This is a genomic window from Acinetobacter nematophilus, assembly GCF_026344175.1.
In the GTDB taxonomy this organism is placed as follows: domain Bacteria; phylum Pseudomonadota; class Gammaproteobacteria; order Pseudomonadales; family Moraxellaceae; genus Acinetobacter; species Acinetobacter nematophilus.
In genome coordinates this window covers 138,568-158,821 of record NZ_JAPKMY010000003.1, presented here as the reverse complement: position 1 = coordinate 158,821, position 20,254 = coordinate 138,568, and the positions used below count along the sequence as shown (strand labels likewise).

At 41.1% G+C, this 20,254-nt stretch carries 16 protein-coding genes; 15 read left to right on the top strand and 1 reads right to left on the bottom strand.

Annotated elements, in window-relative coordinates; all coding sequences use genetic code 11:
* Positions 1-58: 58 nt before the first annotated feature.
* The 7 genes from OSH00_RS07800 (at position 59) to hisIE (ending at position 8,126) form a co-directional block, all read left to right on the top strand.
* Positions 59-766, top strand: a complete 708-nt coding sequence (locus tag OSH00_RS07800) for a DUF8198 family protein (protein WP_266129966.1) — start codon at positions 59-61, stop codon at positions 764-766.
* Positions 767-919: 153 nt separating this feature from the next.
* A complete protein-coding gene (gene ubiE / locus OSH00_RS07795; protein ID WP_266129965.1) occupies positions 920-1,864 on the top strand; it encodes a bifunctional demethylmenaquinone methyltransferase/2-methoxy-6-polyprenyl-1,4-benzoquinol methylase UbiE in 945 nt (314 codons plus the stop codon).
* A 31-nt stretch (positions 1,865-1,895) separates the two neighbouring features.
* Positions 1,896-2,567 carry a ubiquinone biosynthesis accessory factor UbiJ gene (locus OSH00_RS07790; protein WP_266129964.1) on the top strand — a complete coding sequence of 224 codons (672 nt, stop codon included), beginning with the start codon at positions 1,896-1,898 and terminating at the stop codon, positions 2,565-2,567.
* Between the two features lie 3 nt (positions 2,568-2,570).
* Positions 2,571-4,190: an ABC1 kinase family protein gene (locus OSH00_RS07785; RefSeq protein WP_266129963.1), complete on the top strand. Its 1,620-nt coding sequence runs from the start codon at positions 2,571-2,573 to the stop codon at positions 4,188-4,190.
* A gap of 130 nt (positions 4,191-4,320) precedes the next feature.
* Entirely contained in the window at positions 4,321-5,403 is a 1,083-nt protein-coding gene (locus OSH00_RS07780; RefSeq protein WP_266129962.1) for a patatin-like phospholipase domain-containing protein, read from the top strand.
* A gap of 109 nt (positions 5,404-5,512) precedes the next feature.
* On the top strand, positions 5,513-6,805 hold the full coding sequence (locus OSH00_RS07775) for an FAD-dependent oxidoreductase (protein ID WP_266129961.1): 1,293 nt from the start codon (positions 5,513-5,515) through the stop codon (positions 6,803-6,805).
* A 535-nt stretch (positions 6,806-7,340) separates the two neighbouring features.
* Positions 7,341-8,126 (top strand): bifunctional phosphoribosyl-AMP cyclohydrolase/phosphoribosyl-ATP diphosphatase HisIE, encoded by a 786-nt coding sequence (gene hisIE / locus OSH00_RS07770; RefSeq protein WP_266129960.1) that lies wholly within the window; start codon positions 7,341-7,343, stop codon positions 8,124-8,126.
* 97 nt (positions 8,127-8,223) lie between these two features.
* Here hisIE and OSH00_RS07765 read toward each other — a convergent pair whose 3' ends face one another.
* Complete coding sequence (locus OSH00_RS07765) at positions 8,224-10,212, bottom strand: PhoX family protein (RefSeq protein WP_266129959.1); 1,989 nt, start codon at positions 10,210-10,212, stop codon at positions 8,224-8,226.
* Between the two features lie 285 nt (positions 10,213-10,497).
* Here OSH00_RS07765 and OSH00_RS07760 point away from each other — a divergent pair, with 285 nt between their 5' ends.
* The 8 genes from OSH00_RS07760 to OSH00_RS07725 all read left to right on the top strand — a co-directional run bounded on the left by OSH00_RS07760 (position 10,498) and on the right by OSH00_RS07725 (position 20,108).
* Positions 10,498-11,991, top strand: coding sequence for a UvrD-helicase domain-containing protein (locus OSH00_RS07760; protein ID WP_266129958.1), 1,494 nt, complete (start codon positions 10,498-10,500; stop codon positions 11,989-11,991).
* A gap of 92 nt (positions 11,992-12,083) precedes the next feature.
* Positions 12,084-13,457 carry an AAA family ATPase gene (locus OSH00_RS07755; RefSeq protein ID WP_266129957.1) on the top strand — a complete coding sequence of 458 codons (1,374 nt, stop codon included), beginning with the start codon at positions 12,084-12,086 and terminating at the stop codon, positions 13,455-13,457.
* Between the two features lie 447 nt (positions 13,458-13,904).
* Positions 13,905-16,742 (top strand): monovalent cation/H+ antiporter subunit A, encoded by a 2,838-nt coding sequence (locus OSH00_RS07750; protein WP_266129956.1) that lies wholly within the window; start codon positions 13,905-13,907, stop codon positions 16,740-16,742.
* A 3-nt stretch (positions 16,743-16,745) separates the two neighbouring features.
* Complete coding sequence (locus OSH00_RS07745) at positions 16,746-17,111, top strand: Na+/H+ antiporter subunit C (protein WP_004825361.1); 366 nt, start codon at positions 16,746-16,748, stop codon at positions 17,109-17,111.
* Positions 17,111-18,910: a monovalent cation/H+ antiporter subunit D gene (locus OSH00_RS07740; RefSeq protein ID WP_266129955.1), complete on the top strand. Its 1,800-nt coding sequence runs from the start codon at positions 17,111-17,113 to the stop codon at positions 18,908-18,910. Before OSH00_RS07745 ends, OSH00_RS07740 begins: the two co-directional genes overlap by 1 nt.
* Positions 18,911-19,432 carry a Na+/H+ antiporter subunit E gene (locus OSH00_RS07735; protein ID WP_266129954.1) on the top strand — a complete coding sequence of 174 codons (522 nt, stop codon included), beginning with the start codon at positions 18,911-18,913 and terminating at the stop codon, positions 19,430-19,432.
* On the top strand, positions 19,429-19,704 hold the full coding sequence (locus tag OSH00_RS07730) for a monovalent cation/H+ antiporter subunit F (RefSeq protein WP_004825367.1): 276 nt from the start codon (positions 19,429-19,431) through the stop codon (positions 19,702-19,704). The genes OSH00_RS07735 and OSH00_RS07730 overlap by 4 nt, the downstream gene beginning before the upstream one ends.
* 23 nt (positions 19,705-19,727) lie before the next feature.
* A complete protein-coding gene (locus tag OSH00_RS07725) occupies positions 19,728-20,108 on the top strand; it encodes a Na+/H+ antiporter subunit G (RefSeq protein WP_196075611.1) in 381 nt (126 codons plus the stop codon).
* The last annotated feature ends 146 nt before the right edge of the window (positions 20,109-20,254 follow it).

The window sequence follows — 20,254 nt, the reverse complement described above, 5'->3', positions numbered from 1 at the left end:
ATAGTCCTGTGCTTCAACTCGCTTTATCCTGTAAATAAAAGAAGTTTAGAGTTTTTGTATGTCAAAACTTGCTGCACTTGATCAGCTTTTAGAACAATATCAACAATTCAGTTATCATACTGACCCCGTTTTAAAGCAACGCCTGCATGAAGCACAGGATTGGCTAAAAGCCCGTATTCAAAACACTCACCATGATTTGTTTAATCAAAAAGAAAATCAGCTGATGGCGAAATATTTCATTCATCGCCTGTACGGTGGTCCTGAGTTTGATGATTTGGCTGTGCAAATTGAACGTTTGCTTAAATATGCCCATAAAGCTGAGAAAATCATTCCTGAAAATGCCATCAAAACTGGATTGAAATCTGTTGGTTTGGCTGTACTTGCCATGCAGCTGGATGAGCAGGTCGCCGCGCAATTACTTAAAGACTACCCTGTACATCAGGCGATTGATGATGACATGATGCGACTGACGCTGTTAAAACTCGATCAAGCCGAGGCTCGCCAAAAACAGTTGAGTTTATTGGATGATTTAGGTGGCGCACTGGATAAATATATGCGCTCATTTATCATGCATACCGCCTTCAAAATGTGTAAGGGTACGGCAACAAAGTATAAGTTTGAATTGATGTATGACTTTATTGGCGAAGGCTTTGTTGCCATGAAACCAATGAAATCTGCGGCTAAATTTATCCATGAATTTACGCTGAAAGAAAGAGAAATTGTTGAAAAAGTTCATCGTGGCGATCCAAACCCTTTCCAGATTTGATCTATTCAATGATGCTCTCAGACCGATCTTTAGGATCGGTTTTTTGTATATTATTCATAACAATTGCATCATGAGGACTGCAAAATTTTGCAGAATCTGTCATTATGCAGTGCAATATAAAATTTCCTATTTTTGTGTTCAGGAGTGACTCAAATGTCGAATGAAAACCAAAAGCCAACAGCATCAGCTGAAACGGCAACAAATACAGACAAAGTGAGTCCATTTCTAAGTGAACCATTACCGCAAGGTGCCCCTCAGGGACAACAACAATCCTTACAACAGCAGATGATGGATACCCCTGTGTCAGGTCAAGTCCCTAAATATAATCTGCCACGTGGTGCAAACACAGGCAATGTCGGTGCAACCACCCACTTTGGCTACAAAACTGTCAATAGCGAAGAAAAAGCACAGAAAGTTGCAGAGGTTTTTCACTCTGTTGCAAGCAAATACGACATCATGAATGACCTGATGTCATTTGGTATCCATCGTTTATGGAAACGTTTTGCAATTAACATGTCTGGCGTGCGCCGTGGACAGCATGTCCTCGATATTGCAGGTGGAACCGGTGATTTAGCCAAGGTTTTCAGTCGTGAAGTTGGTCCTACAGGTCATGTGGTATTGTCAGATATCAATGAGTCCATGTTGAATGTTGGTCGTGATCGTTTAATCGATGCGGGCTGTACCAATGTTGACTTTGTTTTAGCCAATGCTGAAACTTTAGAACCTTTTGCAGACAACAGTTTTGACTTGCTTACCATCAGTTTTGGCTTGCGTAATGTCACGGATAAAGATGCTGCACTACAGGCGATGTATCGTGTTTTAAAACCAGGCGGTCGTTTATTGATCCTTGAGTTTTCTAAACCTGTGTTTGAACCTTTTTCAAAGCTATATGACCTCTATTCATTTACCGCATTACCGATCATGGGTAAAATTGTGGCGAATGATGCTGAAAGTTATAAGTATTTAGCAGAATCAATCCGTATGCATCCAGATCAACGCACACTGAAAGGCATGATGGAAAATGCGGGCTTCCAAAACTGTGATTATCACAATCTAACGGGTGGTATCGTTGCGGTACACCGTGGTTTCAAACTGTAATTTTCCAAAATAGCACAAGCAAGGTTGGGTTATGTGGTCAATTCTGGCACTCGGTGCAGTTGAACGATTCATCAATCATGGGATTAATTTGGATGCGATTACTCGCATTCAATTCAATCAATTACAAGGCAAGCTGCTACGTGTCGTCATTGATGCACCCCAGCTTTCTGTTGATGTCTTTTTTGATGAACATAAAGTTCGTCTTGAACCGACTGTAACAGGTAAAAGCCAAACATCTTCTATTTTTGAACAGCGTCCTTTCGATCAAACTAGCCATATTTCAGAAGCCACAGCAACATTGCATGTTAAAAATGTAGTTGAATTGGCCAAGTTATTTGTTGCTGATGAAGTTGGCAATATTCCGTTACAGGGTGATTATCATCTTTTGCAGGACATCCAGAAGATTATTCAACAGATGGAACCTGATTTAGCCTCACACTTAAGCCCATGGATTGGTCCAGCACTTGCGCATGAGATCGGTAAGATTCAATTTGCGCCTCAGCATTTAAAACGTTCTTTACAAAGCCATTTATTTTTTGCTGAAGACTTTTTAAAAGAAGACAGTGGCATTCTAGCTCCCCGCTGGAAAATGGATGATCTGCAACACGATACGCGTCAGCTGAATCAAAATATTGATCGCATAGAAGCAAAAATCCAACAACTCAAAGCTCTACTTAACTCACACCAAGATCAGGTAATTTAATTTATGATTCCGCATATTGCCCGTTTATTCGAACTTTGGCGTATCGCAGCGCACTATAGACTCGACACACTGGTTCCTGCGGAAGAGTTACCTGAAAAAGTCCGCCATGCGCTGTCTTTAATTCGCCTGCACCCTGCCGCATGGTCAAGTAAAGAACGTAAAAATCCGCTTAAGCTTAAAGAAGCTTTAGAAGAGATGGGACCGCTTGCAATTAAATTAGGGCAGTTGCTATCAACACGACGTGACTTAATTCCACCTGAAATTCTACAGCAATTGGTTTTATTGCAAGATCGAGTGAAACCTTTTGGCCAGGATGTAGCTAAGACACGCATTGAACAATCACTGAAAGCCAATATTTCAAGCATCTTTGCACGATTCGATGAACAACCTCTAGCTGCGGCTTCAATTGCACAAGTGCATACGGCAGCTTTTCATGATGGTCGTGAAGTCGTCGTCAAAGTGACTCGTCCAGATATTCGCAGTCAGATTCTACAAGACTTTGAAATTTTGCAGTGGCTCGGTGCAAGCTTGGAAAAGCGTCTTGAAGCGGCACGTGCAGTGCATTTATCTGAAATTATTCAAAATTATCGCCAAGTTATCTTAAATGAACTTGATCTGACACTGGAAGCAGACAACACCCGCCGTATGCGCCATTACTTTACAGGCTCAAGCATGATGTACGTGCCTGAAGTCTATATGGACAGCAAAGATGTCATGGTGGCTGAACGCATTACAGGGGTTCCGATTTCAGATGTAGAAACCTTCGAGCGTTTGGGTATGGATCGTAAGGATCTTGCCGAAAAAGGTTTAACCATCTTCTTTACGCAGGTGTTCCGAGATAATTTTTTCCATGCAGATATGCACCCCGGAAATGTCTTTGTTGAAACCTTAAACCCAAGTCATCCCCGCTATATTGCGCTGGATTGTGCCATTATGGGTGAATTGTCTAAACAAGATCAGATGACCGTTGCCCGTATGTTGCTCGCAGTCATGAACAGCGACTTCATGCAGTTGATTCAAATTGTGCATCAAGCGGGTTGGATTCCACCAGGCACAGATCAAGATGCCTTGGCTCGGGAAATGCGTCGCACCGTTGGACCAATGGTGTCTAAACCGATGCATGAATTAGATTTTGCTGGCATTTTAATTCAGGTCATGGATATCGCTCGTCGTTTCCATTTAGAAATCCCCCCACAATTGATGCTCTTACTGAAGACTTTGGTACACGTGGAAGGCTTAGGTACAGACTTATACCCTGAGTTAGATATTTGGAAGTTGGCAAAACCTATTCTGACAGAATGGGTCAAATCCCAAATGAATCCACAAAAGAATCTAAAAGAGCTGGGGCAAAAAATTCCTGATTTACTGTTAGGTGCTCAGGATTTTCCAACATTGATGATTGATAGTTTAAATGGTTTAAAAAACCAGTCTGCTTGGCATGCCAAACAATTGCATGAATTGCAGATGATGCGCTTGGAAGTTGAGCATCAACAAAAACGAAGTTGGATTTTTGGTAGCCTCATGGCGATTTTACTATCAATAGCCATCATTGCGCCTTGGTATATTTCGATTATTTTAATCATCTTGGCCAGTATTTTAGCCATCTGGCGGATCGCCAAATAAGATGAACACGCCTATTCTAAGAATAGGCTTTTTGTTTGAATGACTGCAAAGTCATCTACTGACACCTCTCGCCATTGTTGAACAATTCGCTGAACTTAAAATAAAAAAATCCGTTTGAGTGAGTGTCATAATGATTCAGATTTTACAGAAACATCCTTCTGCTTTAACCCTCCGTGCAGGCTCACTCGCAAAACAACTTATCGAAAAAGAAGGCTTGCAGCCACAACAGGTCGACATGATTCCTGGTGCAGCAGGAGGTCCAAAAGGTATCGGCCTTATGGGGCTTGATCAAGCTATTTTTGGTGATTTTCTACGACGTGCAAAACAACGACGTTTCTTAATCGGCTCATCTGTCGGGGCATGGCGTTTTGCAGGGATTTTGGCACAAGGCGAACAACTTGGACCAGAACGTTTAGCTGAGTTATATATTCATTTGCCTTTTCATAAAAAAATGAATATTGCGGAGATTGAGAAAATTTCTCGAGAAATGCTGTATAGCATACTCGACCAACAATCCAGAAAACTGGTCGAACACCCTGATTACCATCTCACCATTATTTCAGCCAAAGCCGAACATTTATTTCAGAGTGATCAAAAGCTTGCCCTATATGGTTCCTTATTGGGCATTATCGGCAGTAATGCGATTTCAAGACAACATCTGAGTAAGTTTATGCAGCGGGTGATTTGTCAACCCGCACAATTTCCACAATTTAAAATTCGGGATGATGCATTTAAAACGCATTATTTAAACTTTGATCAAGACAATGTTGCTGACTGGCTGATGGCATCAGGTTCAATTCCAGCAGTGACACCCGCTGTCAAAAATATTGCCAATGCACCTCAGGGGGCATACCGCGATGGTGGTTTGATTGATTATCACATCGACCTGCCTTTTGAAAGCAAAGGAATTGTTTTATATCCACATTTTAGCGACAGTATTATTCCGGGTTGGTTCGATAAAATGTTTAAGTCGCGTACAGCCAATCCTCGAAATCAAGCACGAACTTTACTGATCTCGCCTTCTCAGGCCTATTTACAATCATTGCCTCTAGGTCGTTTGCCTGACCGTAAGGATTTTGTAATGAAGGGTTTAGATGATCAAAAACGAATTGCATGGTGGAAGCAATCCGTCGCAGAAAGCCATCGACTCGGGGATGAGTTTCTAGAATTGACTGAAAAGCAGAATTGGGCTGAGCGAATACAGGATTTATAGTCACTGATTTCTATTTACAATTGAAACAACAAGGACGTTGTACAAAATAAAGTATGTTGATGACTGATTTTTTGTTAAATTTAAATCATTCAACAGGCTTATGCTAATAATGACTCAAAATAAAATTCCAAAATTTGCCATCGTTGGAGCAGGAACGGCTGGGCTTGCAGCTGCAATTTTACTTGCGCAACAGAATATTCATGTCACCATTTTTGAGAAAGCTGCTGCACTTGAACCTGTTGGTGCAGGTCTGCTACTACAACCCTCAGGACTGGCTGTTTTTGAACACCTAGGTGTTTTAGAGGATGCTTTAAAACTTGGCGCATGGGTCACAGGTTTAGAAGGACAACTCGCCAATGGGTTTAAATTGGTGGATAGTCATTATGCACAGGCTCACCCCGATTTTTATGGTCTAGGTATTCATCGGGCAACCTTGTGCCACGTATTGGAAAAAAAATGCCAGGCATATGCTGAATGGATCACATGGCAAATGAATACCGATATTCATCGGCTTGAAGAATATACAGATGAAATTCGAGTCATCGGCACCCATCAACATGAATACTTTGACGATGTTTTTGATACCGTCATAATTGCCAATGGTGCACGAAGTCAGTTAAGACCCGGTCAATGGGTTAAAGTTGACCAAGCTTATCCTTGGGGAGCCAAATGGACCATTGTGCCCGAATGTTTAGCATTGGATACACAGATCCTGCATCAATTTTATGACCGCGCTAAAATCATGATGGGAATTCTGCCCACAGGCGCTATTCCAAATCAACCACAGCAACGACTTTCCAGTATTTTTTGGAGTCTACCCAGCAATCGGCTAGAGAGTTTTTTACCCGACCAACATGCACGTTCTGAATGGCTCAAAGAAATTTCCAAACGCTGGAAACCTGCAGCGGATTGGTTAGAGCAAGTCATCGCCAATCCAGAAGAAAAACAGCAATGGCTCTCAGCCAATTACCGTGATGTAGTACTTTCCAAGTTCGGTGAGGGACGTATTGGTGTGATGGGTGATGCTGCACATGCAATGAGTCCACAGCTTGGTCAAGGTGCGAATATGGCACTTTTAGATGCATGGGCTTTGGGACAAGCTGCTCAACATGCAAGAGACAATCAAGGGATCAATTATGCAAAGCTTTGGCAAAATTACCATCAGCATCGGAAAAGCTCAACAGATTTTTATCAATTTCTAAGTCGCTTGCTCACCCCACTGTATCAATCTGATCTTTGGTGGGCAGGTGCTTTGCGAGATTTCAGCTTTTCATGGATGTATCGAATTCCCTATTTTCGCAAAGAGATGGCCATTACAGTAACAGGCTTAAAGTCAGGTATGTTTAGCCAAATGAAGTATCAGGATATTGCGCAATCCTCAGTGAACAGAAAAAAATACTGAACAGCATGACAAGACCATATATGCAACAGCCCTAAAGCTGATCTTGCTCGATAAAATACTGGCATTCCGCTCACTCAGATAAATTAACATGAATGCAAATTCATTACATTTCATCAAAATTTTATCAAGGACTCAGGTTGCAGATAAAATAATTTTTGCTGTTTATATCTGACAATTTTATGTGACACCCTGCCCCCGTTTGAAGGCATGCAAGGTCGCCGTTGACCAAAGATAGATGCATAGCACAGACAAAACACTGCTATGTGTGCAGTACAAGCGTTGTAATCTCGCTGAAAAGTAAAGCGCCCGCTAGGCAAATGGATTGAAATTTTTGACAAAATATAAACTTGGGAAAATAACTTAAATAGTATGTAAGTTTTCAATCATGTCTGTACAAGACTTTTTTAATCTCCACTAAATGCATGATCAATATTTTCCTAAAACGTTGGAAATAACGTACACTATACAAGCACTATACTGTCTACAGCGTGTGTTTAAAGCAACTCTCTTATATTGATTAACTTGGTGAAATCCTATGAACAATCTGCAATGGCTCGATGAAGTAAAATTTAACGAACAAGGACTTATTCCTGCTATTGCACAACATCATCAAACTGGGCGTATTTTGATGGTGGCATGGATGAACCGTGAAACACTTCAACTCACCGCTGAAAAAATGCGTGGCGTTTACTTCTCCCGCTCACGCAATAAATTATGGTTTAAAGGTGAAGAGTCTGGGCATTTCCAAACCGTTTATGAGATTCGTTTAGATTGTGATGCGGATGTCATCGTTTTACAAATCGAACAACATGGGGGCATTGCCTGCCATACAGGTCGTGAGTCTTGTTTTTATCGTAAGTTAACACCTAATGGCTGGGAAATTGTTGATGCGCAACTGAAAGACCCTCAAGCAATTTATGGCGAAAATACTTCAGCCAATGCACATACAATTGCCATGAATGCATCCAATGCTCAGGCTGAACAGGTCGAAGTTTTAGATTATCTAGGCAAAATGATGGCTGAGCGCAAAGCTGCGGACCCTGAATCATCTTATGTTGCCAAGCTTTACCATAAAGGTTTGAATAAAATCTTAGAAAAAATTGGTGAAGAAAGTGTTGAAACAATCATTGCTGCAAAAGACTTTCAATCGGAAGCCAATGAAAATCATAAAAATGATTTAATCTATGAAGTTGCAGACCTCTGGTTCCATACCATTGTGATGCTTGGCTATTTTGATTTGGATGTTCAAGTGGTATTAAATGAACTTGCTCGTCGTCAAGGGCTCTCTGGTTTAGTTGAAAAAGCCAATCGTGAGCATTGATTAAGAAATCGGCATTGATAATATTCTTATGGTCTTCAATGCATATCAGCCATAAAAAAGCAGCGAATATTCGCTGCTTTTTTATTACAGTTTTAGATTAAGAAGATTTCTTTTCAATAGATGGCGCAATTGGATCAGCAGTCAAATAACCGACAGCAGCCGCATAGCGATCTTTATAATTGCTACGAATCAATGGATCTAGAGTTGCTTGAACCTTGCTGTGTAAAGAACCCCAATCCCCAGCATGTTGGAAGTTACTCATGATATAAGTCCAACCATTAATTGAATCTACTGCATGCAAACCTGTTGATTCAGCACCTGCTGGGCAAGAAAGAATACGATCTAATTTCTTCGAATCTACGTTATATGCCCATAAGTAATTATTCACATGATTACCACTGTCTTCACCAATAAATAGGGTACGCAGCGCTTCAGAAAATTTTAAGTTATCAGCACTTGCAATGGTATTTGGATCAGAAGTATTTCCAATATTCAAAGGATCAGCAGAAGCATCAATATCTTTGCCTATTAAAAGCATGTGTGATTGGTAGGGTACCCAGTCACTTTGAATTGGACTACCTGATTTATCGCTCTTCGAACCTGCCATATCATGTGCAACGATACCACCAGCAGAAATCTTTTTCGCAAATGCTACATTATGCGTTTCGACCCAAGCTGCATTTCCTCTCACCATAGAATCTTGGATATTGGCAAGAGCAGAATAAGCAACTTTGTCTTTAGCATTGACGGTGGTTCCTTCCATTTTTGTAAATGCCATACTCCCCCCCATCAATGCTGCATAGCGATGCGTTTCCAAGAATGCAGCTGCTTTTTCCATACCCGGTTTAACTTTCACCCAAACTGTTTTCTTTTGCAGAATGATTTTGGTATAGCTTGCATCTTGTGGATCTTTGTCTAAGCTTTCCATGATTTGACTAGGTTGAATATTTTGAACATTCACCAAATCTTCAATTTCTTGACTGGTTGCATGACCTAGCTTAATCCATTGAATCTGTGCTGTTGAGGTTTCATTCAACTCATTTAAATACTTCGCCACATATAATGTTCCAGCAGATAAATCTTTCTCTTTATCCGCAACAAACATAAACAAACCACCATTGGTATAATCATCACCCATCAGTGCAGTACGATTGTCTGGCATCACTTGAATCAACTCATGCGAGATACGACCCAAGCAATAGTGCTTTTTCACTGATCCTGTACCATCTTTATTCACAGTCACTTCAGGTAAGTGACCGTAGTTATAAGGTTTTGCTGAGGTTTCATCACCATAGACATTTTTACTATAAGCCTTCATGGTGGTCATATCAGTACCTAAGCCCTGACCAAATGCATCTGGTTCATATTCTTCGCTTGAAAGATGTGTCCCCCATGGTGACAAACTTGCACCACAAGTAATCCATAAGCCATGCGCTTTAGACATATCAACATTGTGATATTTCACAAATGACAAATGACCAGTTTTCGGATCTTGATCAAGTGAAATCACCCCAATTGGCGATGGCAATTTGCCATACATGTCATTACCTGCTAAATCACGTGTGGTATATTCAAACTGCACCACTGCAAACACAGGATTACCTTTTACACCATCAATCTTGGCATCTTTAACAGTCAATAAAGATGTTCCATCTGGGCAATCTGAAAAGAATTGACGTGGTGAACCTGTAGAGTTGTCCATGATTGGCTTATTATTAATATCGTAATAGCCACCCGCCAAGATTTTACCGCCCTTTCCATCACTAACCATATCACCTGTCTGGAAAAAGGTTTTATAAGCAAGTTTGTAGTCAGTTTTACTATTATCATCCCAAGTAACAGCAAGACCTGATGCGACTGTGGTTGTAGCCATCGCTGCTGGATTTGCCAAAGTTGGGGCATCCATCGGGGTAAATGTTGCGGTCTTAAGTTTGGCTGGATTGATCGGTTGAACGCTGTCTTTGTCATCATCGTTGCAACCTGCAAGAGTCGCAGAAGTTGCCATTGCCCCAAGTGGAAGAAACGGAATGCTGGCTAACCATGTAAGCACTTCACGGCGTGTGTGTTGGCTGGCTGAATTTGTCATAACTTTATCCAAACATATTATAGAATTTTTCCCGAGCCTAGTTTAGAAAGCAGTTATGACAATCTAGTTTCACTTTTAAGTCATTTTAAAGACAAACTTATATAAATATTCGTATGATGATAAAAAAGCTCAAGTTTGATGTTTTAAGTTTTTCTTCTCAACCTGTCTTCTTTTTCCCTGCATCATCATTCTACAACAACTGCATAGATTTAATCCTAGCACTCAGCATTCTTTGCTATACTCAGCGCATACTGAATTTCAACCCAATAAGATTTCATAACGACTGTGCCTTATTCTTTTACGCCAACCTCCGAGCAAAGTTTTGCAATTGCAGAAGCAAGAAAAGGACAATCCTTTAAAGTGATTGCCTATGCTGGTACAGGTAAAACGACTACTTTACAGTTAATCAGCGATGCCATGACTGATCGACGTGGAATGTATCTGGCGTTTAATAAAGCCATCGCAACAGAAGCACAGAATAAATTTCATCAAAATGTAGATTGCAGAACCTTTCATTCCCTTGCTTTCCGTAGTGTGCCTCGTGGAGTAACCGATAAATTACGCCTGCCCCGTTTAAGCCCAAGTTTTATTGCAAAAGAATATCGACTTGAACCGATTACATTGAGACGCTTAATGGGGGGACGTTATGAAAAATACGTGTTGATGCCCAGTCGTTTAGCCAGTCTGGTGGCCAACGCAGTCAGTTATTTCTGCTCAACAAGTTCTCAATATCCTGCACCACGTCATATACAAGCACCCAGCTGGTTGCATCCCGATGATGTCGAATCTTTGCAAACACACCTTTATAAAGCGGTAGAGCGTCGTTGGTTAGAGTCGATTGACCCAAACCATCAAGCGGGAATCGGTCATGATATTTATCTCAAATTATGGGCGCTTTCAGACCCATTTATTCCCGCAGATTATGTCTTGTTTGATGAGGCACAAGATGCTGATCCATTGATGCTCGGCATTTTACTACGTCAACGCAACACCCAAGTCATTTATGTCGGCGATGCACACCAACAAATTTACGCATGGCGTGGTGCAGTCAATGCCATGCAGCAAATGCCACTTCCTGAATCTCGTTTAACCACCTCATTTCGTTTTGGCGATGCGATTGCAGATGTCGCAAATCGTCTACTCAGTGCTTTGGAGGAAACTGTCCCTCTGTTGGGGAATCCAGAAATGAAATCTACTGTGGTTAACAAACCCCATACCAAAATGCGTGATGCAATTTTATGCCGTACCAATGCCCGAGCAATGGAATTGCTTCTTTCAGGTCTGGTTCAGGGAGATAAAGTCAGTTTGCAGGCCGATCATGCCAAACTCAATCGTTTTGTCGATGCCGCCAGTTTATTAAAACAGGGCAAACGTGTAGTCGATGTTCCTGAATTAGCATGGTTTAATTCTTGGCATGACGTGCATGAATATTGTGAAACCAATGACGGAAGTGATATCAAGCCTTTAGTTAAACTGGTTGATGACCATGGTACAGACCCACTCAAAAAAGCACTTGCTAAAATTACCCCAATAGAGCAAGCTGATTATGTGATTTCTACTGCACATAAAGCCAAGGGACTTGAGTGGAATCGAGTTCATATCGAAGATGATTACCAATTTAAAATAAACGGTTTGGAACATAAAATCAGTGATGAAGAATTGAGACTTTTATATGTTGCTTGTACCCGAGCAAAAGCCAGTCTAAATATTCATCACATTTATGATCTGGTACAACAACTGAAAGTAAAAACTCCATTTAAAAATCAGGCAACAGCATAAGGTTTTGATCCCTTCATCAATATGTAAAATCGCATAGTCAAAAGATGAATCGTCATAGACTTTCATGTTGCCCGTTAAATGTCAGGTATCTTATGAAACTAGAAGCAATTCATTTTCGGCATACATACCATTTTGCTGATTTAAAAATAAATTTCGATAATAAAAATAATAAATCGATTACCCTCATTGTGGGTGATCAAGCCAGCGGTAAAACCGCCATCATTAAGAATATTTATCAAGCGTTGAGTTGGTTTCCAGCTCGTCTGAAAGATTTAAGAACGCCTGGTATTGTGATGCTTGATCAGGACATCATGCAGGACCGCATTCAGTCTAAAATTGATGTTCATATCCATTTCCCAGCAGAAATGGGACAATTGACAGAAAGTAATGCAACAACTGAAGCTGATCCTCAAAGCTGTCATTGGCAGCTTTATAAAACCATTAATAGCTCAGGGATAGGAATCAGCAAAGTTGAACTACAGCAACTCGAACAGTTGGTGGAGCGTTATCAGCAAGTGATTAAAAATGATCCCCTACAAGGATTACCTATGCTGGCTTACTATCCCGCTGAACGTTTTGTCAATGAGGTTAATATTCTCAATAAAAATAATCCGATTGTTTTACAAGCACATAATGCCTATGAATTGGTACCAATTCCCTATACAACCTTTGCTCGATTTTTCGAATGGTTCAGGGAAATGAGTGATATTGAAAATGCACAACTTGCACAATTATTTCAAAATGTTCTAGAAAAAAAACAGCCAGCTGCTCAGCTCGATCAAGACTTTCAACATATTTTATTTCAGGCACATTCGCAATTGCATGCACCCAGCTTACAAGCACTAAAGAAAAGCCTGAATATCATTCTTCCTGAAATCACCGATATCTATCTGGAATACCAACCCAAGCTACAACTCATGGTCACTTATAAGGACCACAATTTTAGTTATCAACAATTGTCCAATACCGTCAAAAATTGGTTGGCATTGGTGGGGGATATTGTACGTCGCCTGTGTTTGCTCAATCCATTGAGCCTTTATCCTTGTGAAGAGGGTGAAGGCATCTTGCTGATCGATCAAATTGATGTCGATTTAGATCAACTCGGATTACAGTTCATTCTGGATCGCTTAAATATGGCATTTCCTCGTCTGCAAATCATTGCAACAGCCAGCCATGAATCCCTGTTGGAACAAGCGGATGAATATCAATGTTTTAAACTTGAAAATAAACAACTTTATGAAATTAAAAACAATGATGTATGGGATGAATATCAATACATCTATGAAAATTTGTTGAAAGAAATCCCTAAAGATAACGAACAGCCTTTACTTGAACCCAGTATGCAGAGTCTCAATGCACAACAATTATTTCAGCAATTTCAACAGCTCAATGAAGAGCAACAAGCTGAATTGAAGCGTTTAATTCAGTCAGGTGATGATCAGTCTTCGCATAAATCATTGCTTTAAAAAGAACTTAGTCGGAAAGTTTTTCTGCCAACATGATAAATGTTGAGAAATGGCCAACCTCTGCTTTTTTAACATTCTCAAATCGTGACGATGCTTATTTTGAATTGATTTTTTGTCAAAGCTGATCAAAATCATAGATTACGACGCATGGCTTAAAGATTAAACAGCCAAATGCGATCATAAGCGTATAATTACAAATGTTTGCGCAAAAACTGACAAAATAAATTGATGTTATTCTGCTCATGTAATACTATGAAAAAATCAATTCAAATTAGATTTTTCAATCTTAATTGATTTTCTAATCGTTTTCTCATGTTGCGCAACACAACTGATTTTTACTCATTAATTTAACTCGGCTTTCAAGATTTAAGTTATTGGACTGTTCCTTGCATTCCTCAAATCCTTGAAAGATAAGATTCACATAGGTTTCACGACCTATTCACGATAATGGATACGCGTGTGCTTCCGATTATTATTCTATTACCGTTAATACTTGGCACTACCCTTGTCCTGTGGCTGAAGCAATTCTCTCGTGGGGTAACAGCTTTAGGGGCAATCGGGGTCAGTTTAAGCAGTTTTATACTGTTACTGACTCAGGCAAAAACAGTATTGAGCGGCAATGCCATTTTAGAACAGTGGCAATGGTTACCCCAAATTGGGATTGATTTTAGCTTTCGTCTAGATGCATTAAGTTTAATTTTTTCATTGCTGATCACCGGTATTGGCACCCTGATTTATATCTATGCCTACTACTATCTAAATCCTAAAAACTCTCTCAGCAAACTCTATTCATTATTGATGCTATTCATGGCAGCGATGCTGGGTATTTCTCTATCGAACAACCTCATCATATTATTGGTGTTCTGGGAACTGACCAGTATTTCATCGTTCTTGCTCGTGGGTTACTGGAGCAATTACGAAGCGGCGCAACGTGGCGCACGTATGGCACTGACCATCACAGGAATGGGTGGCTTAGCCATGCTGGGTGGATTTATTTTGATTGGTCATATTGCAGGTACCTATCAAATTGACCAACTCACCACAATGACAACAACAATTCAAAGCAGTGGTTTATTTGTCCCAGCCTTATTATTGATTTTATTGGGTGCATTTACCAAAAGTGCGCAATTTCCTTTTCACTTTTGGCTTCCAAATGCGATGGCAGCCCCAACGCCTGTATCAGCCTATCTACATTCAGCGACCATGGTCAAAGCGGGGATTTTCCTTGTTGCTCGCTTACTTCCCATTTTTGTGGGTTCAGCGTTGTTTCATAACATTGTGACCACCATTGGATTGTTTACCTTATGTATGGCAGCATTCTTTGCCATTTTCAAAGAAGATTTAAAAGGTTTACTGGCTTACTCGACGATTAGTCATTTAGGTCTGATCATGTGTCTCTTGGGCATAGGTTCTCCATTAGCCGTTGCAGCAGCGATTTTCCATATCATTAACCATGCCACATTTAAAGCCGCTTTGTTCATGATTGCAGGAATCATTGATCATGAATCAGGTACACGTGACTTAAGAAAACTCAGTGGACTATGGCAACTGCTTCCTTTTACTGCAACATTAACCATGATTACCGCTGCAAGTATGGCTGGTGTACCCCTCACCAATGGCTTTATTTCTAAAGAAATGTTCTTTACGGAATTATTGGCAAACTTATCTGGTGGCTATGTTGTCCTAGCCGCAATTGTTGCAACCTTGGCTGGGCTATTTGCAGTTGCCTATTCGGTACGTCTGGTACATGGTGTATTTTTTGATGGTGATCTAGGACGTGATGTGCCCAATAAAAATGCGCATGAACCGCCGCTTGGGATGCGCCTACCCGCAATTGTATTGGCAACGCTATGTATTCTGGTGGGTATTCTTCCTGCCCTTTTGGTGGAAAATATCGTCAATGCAGGAACACGTGCATCTACACAATACTTAAACTTTGAAGGTGTTCATTTAGCCATTTGGCATGGTTTTAATCTGCCTTTACTCATGAGTGCTGTTGCCCTCATCGGCGGTGTAGTTTTCTACTTTGCCTTAGCCAAAGGTGGACGAATTCGTGAAATAGACCTTGACCCAAGCTTAGGGCGTTTACAAGGAAAATTATTATTTGAAGATTTCCTGAAAAATCTGTTATCACTATCTCGCAAGATAAAGAAAAATACCGAAACGGGTTCACTGCAAAACTATTTATTGCTCATTCTTGCGTTGAGTATTGCTTTAGTTGCCGCACCGCTACTCAACCAAAACCTGACTACAGGGACACGTGAACTTACCCATGCACCATTCACAGCAATCGTCCTTTGGTTATTGCTGTTCTCGGCATGTTGGATGATGCTGTGGTTCCATCATGAACGGATCAAGGCAGTGCTAATTAGTGGTGCAATAGGTCTGGTCGTCACCATGATTTTTGTGACGCTTTCAGCCCCTGATCTGGCACTGACTCAAATTACTGTAGATGTGGTTACCACCGTACTCTTGTTGATGAGTCTGTCACTCCTTCCTCAACTGACACCTTATGAATCGAGCCGTACACGTCGCTGGCGTGATGCTGTGATTGCCATTGGTGGAGGTATCGGAATCGGTTGGATTGCATGGCTCATCATGACACGTGATCATCATTCAATTTCATGGTTCTTTGTACAACAGTCACTTCCATTGGGTGGTGGTTCAAATATCGTCAATGTCATTCTAGTCGATTTCCGTGGTTTCGATACCTTTGGTGAAATTGCTGTATTGGGTATTGCAGCGATTGGTGCACTCTGCATGATGGATGGGATGCGTACACACGGTACCACCATGACAAAAGGATTAAGCTATCGCTTTAACCCATCACCTTTGATGTTCCGTATGACTGCCTCATGGGTACTCCCTGTTGCTTTAGTGGTCAGTTTATATATTTTCTTACGTGGACATAATTATCCAGGTGGTGGCTTTATTGCGGGTTTAATCACCTCAATGGCACTGGTGATTCAATATATCGCACTCGGACAAGACCAAGCGGAAAAAATGCTGCGAGCGAAATCAGGTCGTCTCTACGAAATTTGGATTGGATTAGGATTATTGATTGCAGGGCTGTCAGGCATTGCTTCATGGTTGTGGGCTCGTCCTTTCCTCACCAGTGCGCATGTCTATGTTGAATCCAGCCTATTTGGAACATTCCATCTCGCTTCTGCGGCAGCATTCGATCTTGGTGTATATGGCACTGTAGTGGGTGCGACAATGTTACTCATTTCTGTTTTAGGCGACTCTAGACATTCCAGTATGTCTGGTCCAGTACCCAAGGAGTAATGCATGATCAGTTTAGAATTTTTAATTGCATCTGCGATTGGATTATTGGTTGCTTCTGGTATCTATCTTATTCTTCGAGCTCGTACCTTTCCTGTTGTTCTGGGATTGGCGATGATTGGCTATGCCGTGAATATTTTTCTATTCGCGATGGGAAGAATACAAATCAGTTCACCCGCCATTCTCATTCAGGCGACAAAAGTCACCGATCCTTTACCGCAAGCTTTGGTACTCACAGCAATTGTGATTGGCTTTGCAACCACCGCTTTTATCGTGCAGTTGGCATTACGCAGCCGATATGAATCGGGTACCGACCATGTTGATGCAAAAGAGGAACCCAGCAGTTTTGACCCACGTGAGGATGAGCCATAATGAGCAGCTTTTTAGATTTTTGGTATGCTCACTCTCCAATTATGAGTATCCTGATTCCGGCATTTACTGGTTTCTTACTCATTTTACTGGGCAATCCTGGTTCTGGGGCTTTAAAACATGATTGGCGACAGCCATGGCGTCGTGGTCTAAGTTTAGTTTCGATTGTTCTCGGACTTGCGACAGCAATTGCTTATCTGCTCCAAGCCAATACTGGAAAAATATTTGTTTATCAATTGGCTGAATGGTCAGCACCATTTGGTATCGTTTTGGTGCTGGATCGTTTATCAGCATTAATGTTGGTGCTTACCTACGCACTTGCAACCCCAATTTTATGGTTTGCCAGTAAGGAATGGGATGAGCGTGGTCGCTACTTCCATGCCATGTTCCATCTGTTGCTGATGGGATTGAGTGGTGCATTTCTAACAGGCGATTTGTTCAATCTATTTGTTTTCTTTGAAATATTGTTAATGGCATCATACGTATTGCTATTACATGGTCAAGGCAAAGCCCGTTTTCAACTGGGTATACATTACGTCACCATTAACTTACTGGCTTCAGCCCTGTTCTTGATTGGATTAGGCATGATTTATGGCAGTGTGGGTAGTTTAAATATGGCAGATGTGGGGCGATTGTTACCTACTTTAGACAACGATCAACATCGACTTGCGATTGCGGGCGGTTTACTGCTGTTCGTGGTATTTGGGATCAAGGCAGCCATGTTACCTGTCGGATTTTGGCTACCAAAAACTTATGCTGTCGCAACAACACCAGTTGCTGCCATTTTCACGATCATGACCAAAGTCGGTGTGTATGCGATTTTACGTGTTAACGGCACAGTATTTAATGATGCTTTAGGCGCCCATTTTCTTCAGACATGGTTATTGCCTATCGGTTTGCTCACTTCACTTTATGGGGTCATTGGAGCACTGGCAGCAGAGCGTTTGCGTCGTTTTGTCGGCTTTATGGTGCTGTCTTCGATTGGCACAATTTTAGTTGCCATTTCAATGCTCAATACACAAGCATGGTCGGCAGGTTTATATTACCTGGTCCATAGTACTGTAATTGCAGCATCGTTTTACTTAGTATGTGGCTGGATTACGTCACAACGTGGTGAAATGAAAGATCACCTCAAAGTTGCGCCTAAAATGAAGCAAGACAAAGTGCTGGCAATGACGTTCTTTCTGATTGCATTGATGATGGCAGGCTTACCGCCATTTAGTGGCTTTTTGGGTAAGGTTTTAATTTTGCAAGCCACTGCAAATATTCCGGCGCAAGGCTGGATTATTGCGGTGATTCTACTCGTCAGCCTATTGAGTATTATTGCTTTTACTCGAGTCGGATTCATTCTCTTTTGGCGTGCAACTGCACCTGAAAATAATCCTAAAGAGCAAGCTTATGCTGCTTATCAAGCTTTGCCAAATCAAGCACCGGCACGCAACGATAAAACAATTTATCTATTGCTGGTGGCTTTAATTGCCTATGTTGTCTGTGCCGCCCCCATTTTAAACTATATTGAAAAAACAGCCGCACAAATTACTGATGCATCCGTGTATCAGCACGGTATTTTAAAAACTGATGAACAAGGACAAACCATTAGTGTCCAGCCGTTCGATCCGAACTATGTTCCTGAAACCAAATACAATGGTGAAATGATCGATCCAAACGCGCATTATATTCCCTATATTATTAGCCCAGATACTTTACAGGGCGAACATATCTCTGAGTATAAGCAGCGTCAAATCAAAGGACAGGAACAGCAGCATACGGAAAATAATCAACTGAAGCCAATGGAGCAATAAATGCAGAATCAATCATTATTGACCCGTATTGTGCCGCATCCCTTTGTATCTGTGATTGTGGCAATGAGTTGGCTGATGCTGAATCATAGCGCTGAAAGTTTTGATATTGTGGTGGCAATCACGCTAGGTCTGATTATTCCCAAATTGATACAGCCCTTTATTGTTTGCACCCCGAATATTCATTGGAAAAGTGCCATTCAATTATTCTTAGTGGTGCTGTGGGACATCATTATCAGTAATATTAAAGTCGCAAAACAGGTTTTGGGTCCCACCAAAAATCTTCAACCCAAATGGTTTCGAATCCCTTTGGACACAGACCATGAACACGTGAATACACTGTTAGCGATGATCATTACCACCACCCCCGGTACTGTCAGTGCCGGAATCGATCAAGAGCGTGGGGATATTTTGGTTCATGCCTTGAGTTGCGATGATGTCGATGCTGAAATCCAAGCCATTAAAGCCCGCTATGAAGTTCCACTAATTGAGATATTTGACCTTCAATCAGGAGACCGCTCATGAGTATTCTGCCTTATGCGTTAGGCATTTGTTTAGTTGCCGTCACGCTCTCCATGTTGCTGTGTTTGATTCGTTTGGTGATGGGACCTTCGATTGTAGATCGACTACTTGCGCTTGATACCTTATTTTTAAATGCGACTTGCTTAATCGTGATTCTGGGTATTTATTGGGCAAGTACGTCAATGTTTGAAGGTGCGCTTTTGGTCGCAATGCTTGGTTTTGTTTCAACTGCTGCACTTGCCCGTTATTTCACAACAGGTCATGTGATTGATTAAGGAGGGCTGCCATGGAAAATAATATGCAACTTATCATGGAAATAACCGTTTCCTTTTTTCTCATTATCGGTGCATTTTTTACTTTAGTTGGCGGGATCGGGATGGTTAAACTACCTGACTTATTTATGCGACTCCATGCACCAACCAAATCGAGTACTTTAGGTTTAGGCAGCTTTCTACTTGCAGGCATGATTTATGCCGCATTTAACAGTCGTTTGGGTTTTGCAGAACTCCTGATTACCTTATTGGCTTTTATTACGGCGCCTGTATCTGCAAACTTAATTGCTCAAGCGGCAATTCATTTACGACTCCGTTCTACGTCTGGGGATGTTCCTGAAGCAATCAATCGACCTTTACCCTGGCAACGTCAGAAAATTATCAAACAATTTAAGGATGATATTTAATTCATCTTGAGCTTAACAGCAGTGTTAGAAAACAAGAAATTTTTAGCACTGCTTTAGGTTAAACACCCAATCAAACCCATTCGAGTAATTTAAAAAAACAAATACTTAGTGGATTCTTTTAAACATCCCAGCGCCTCTTCTCTGAT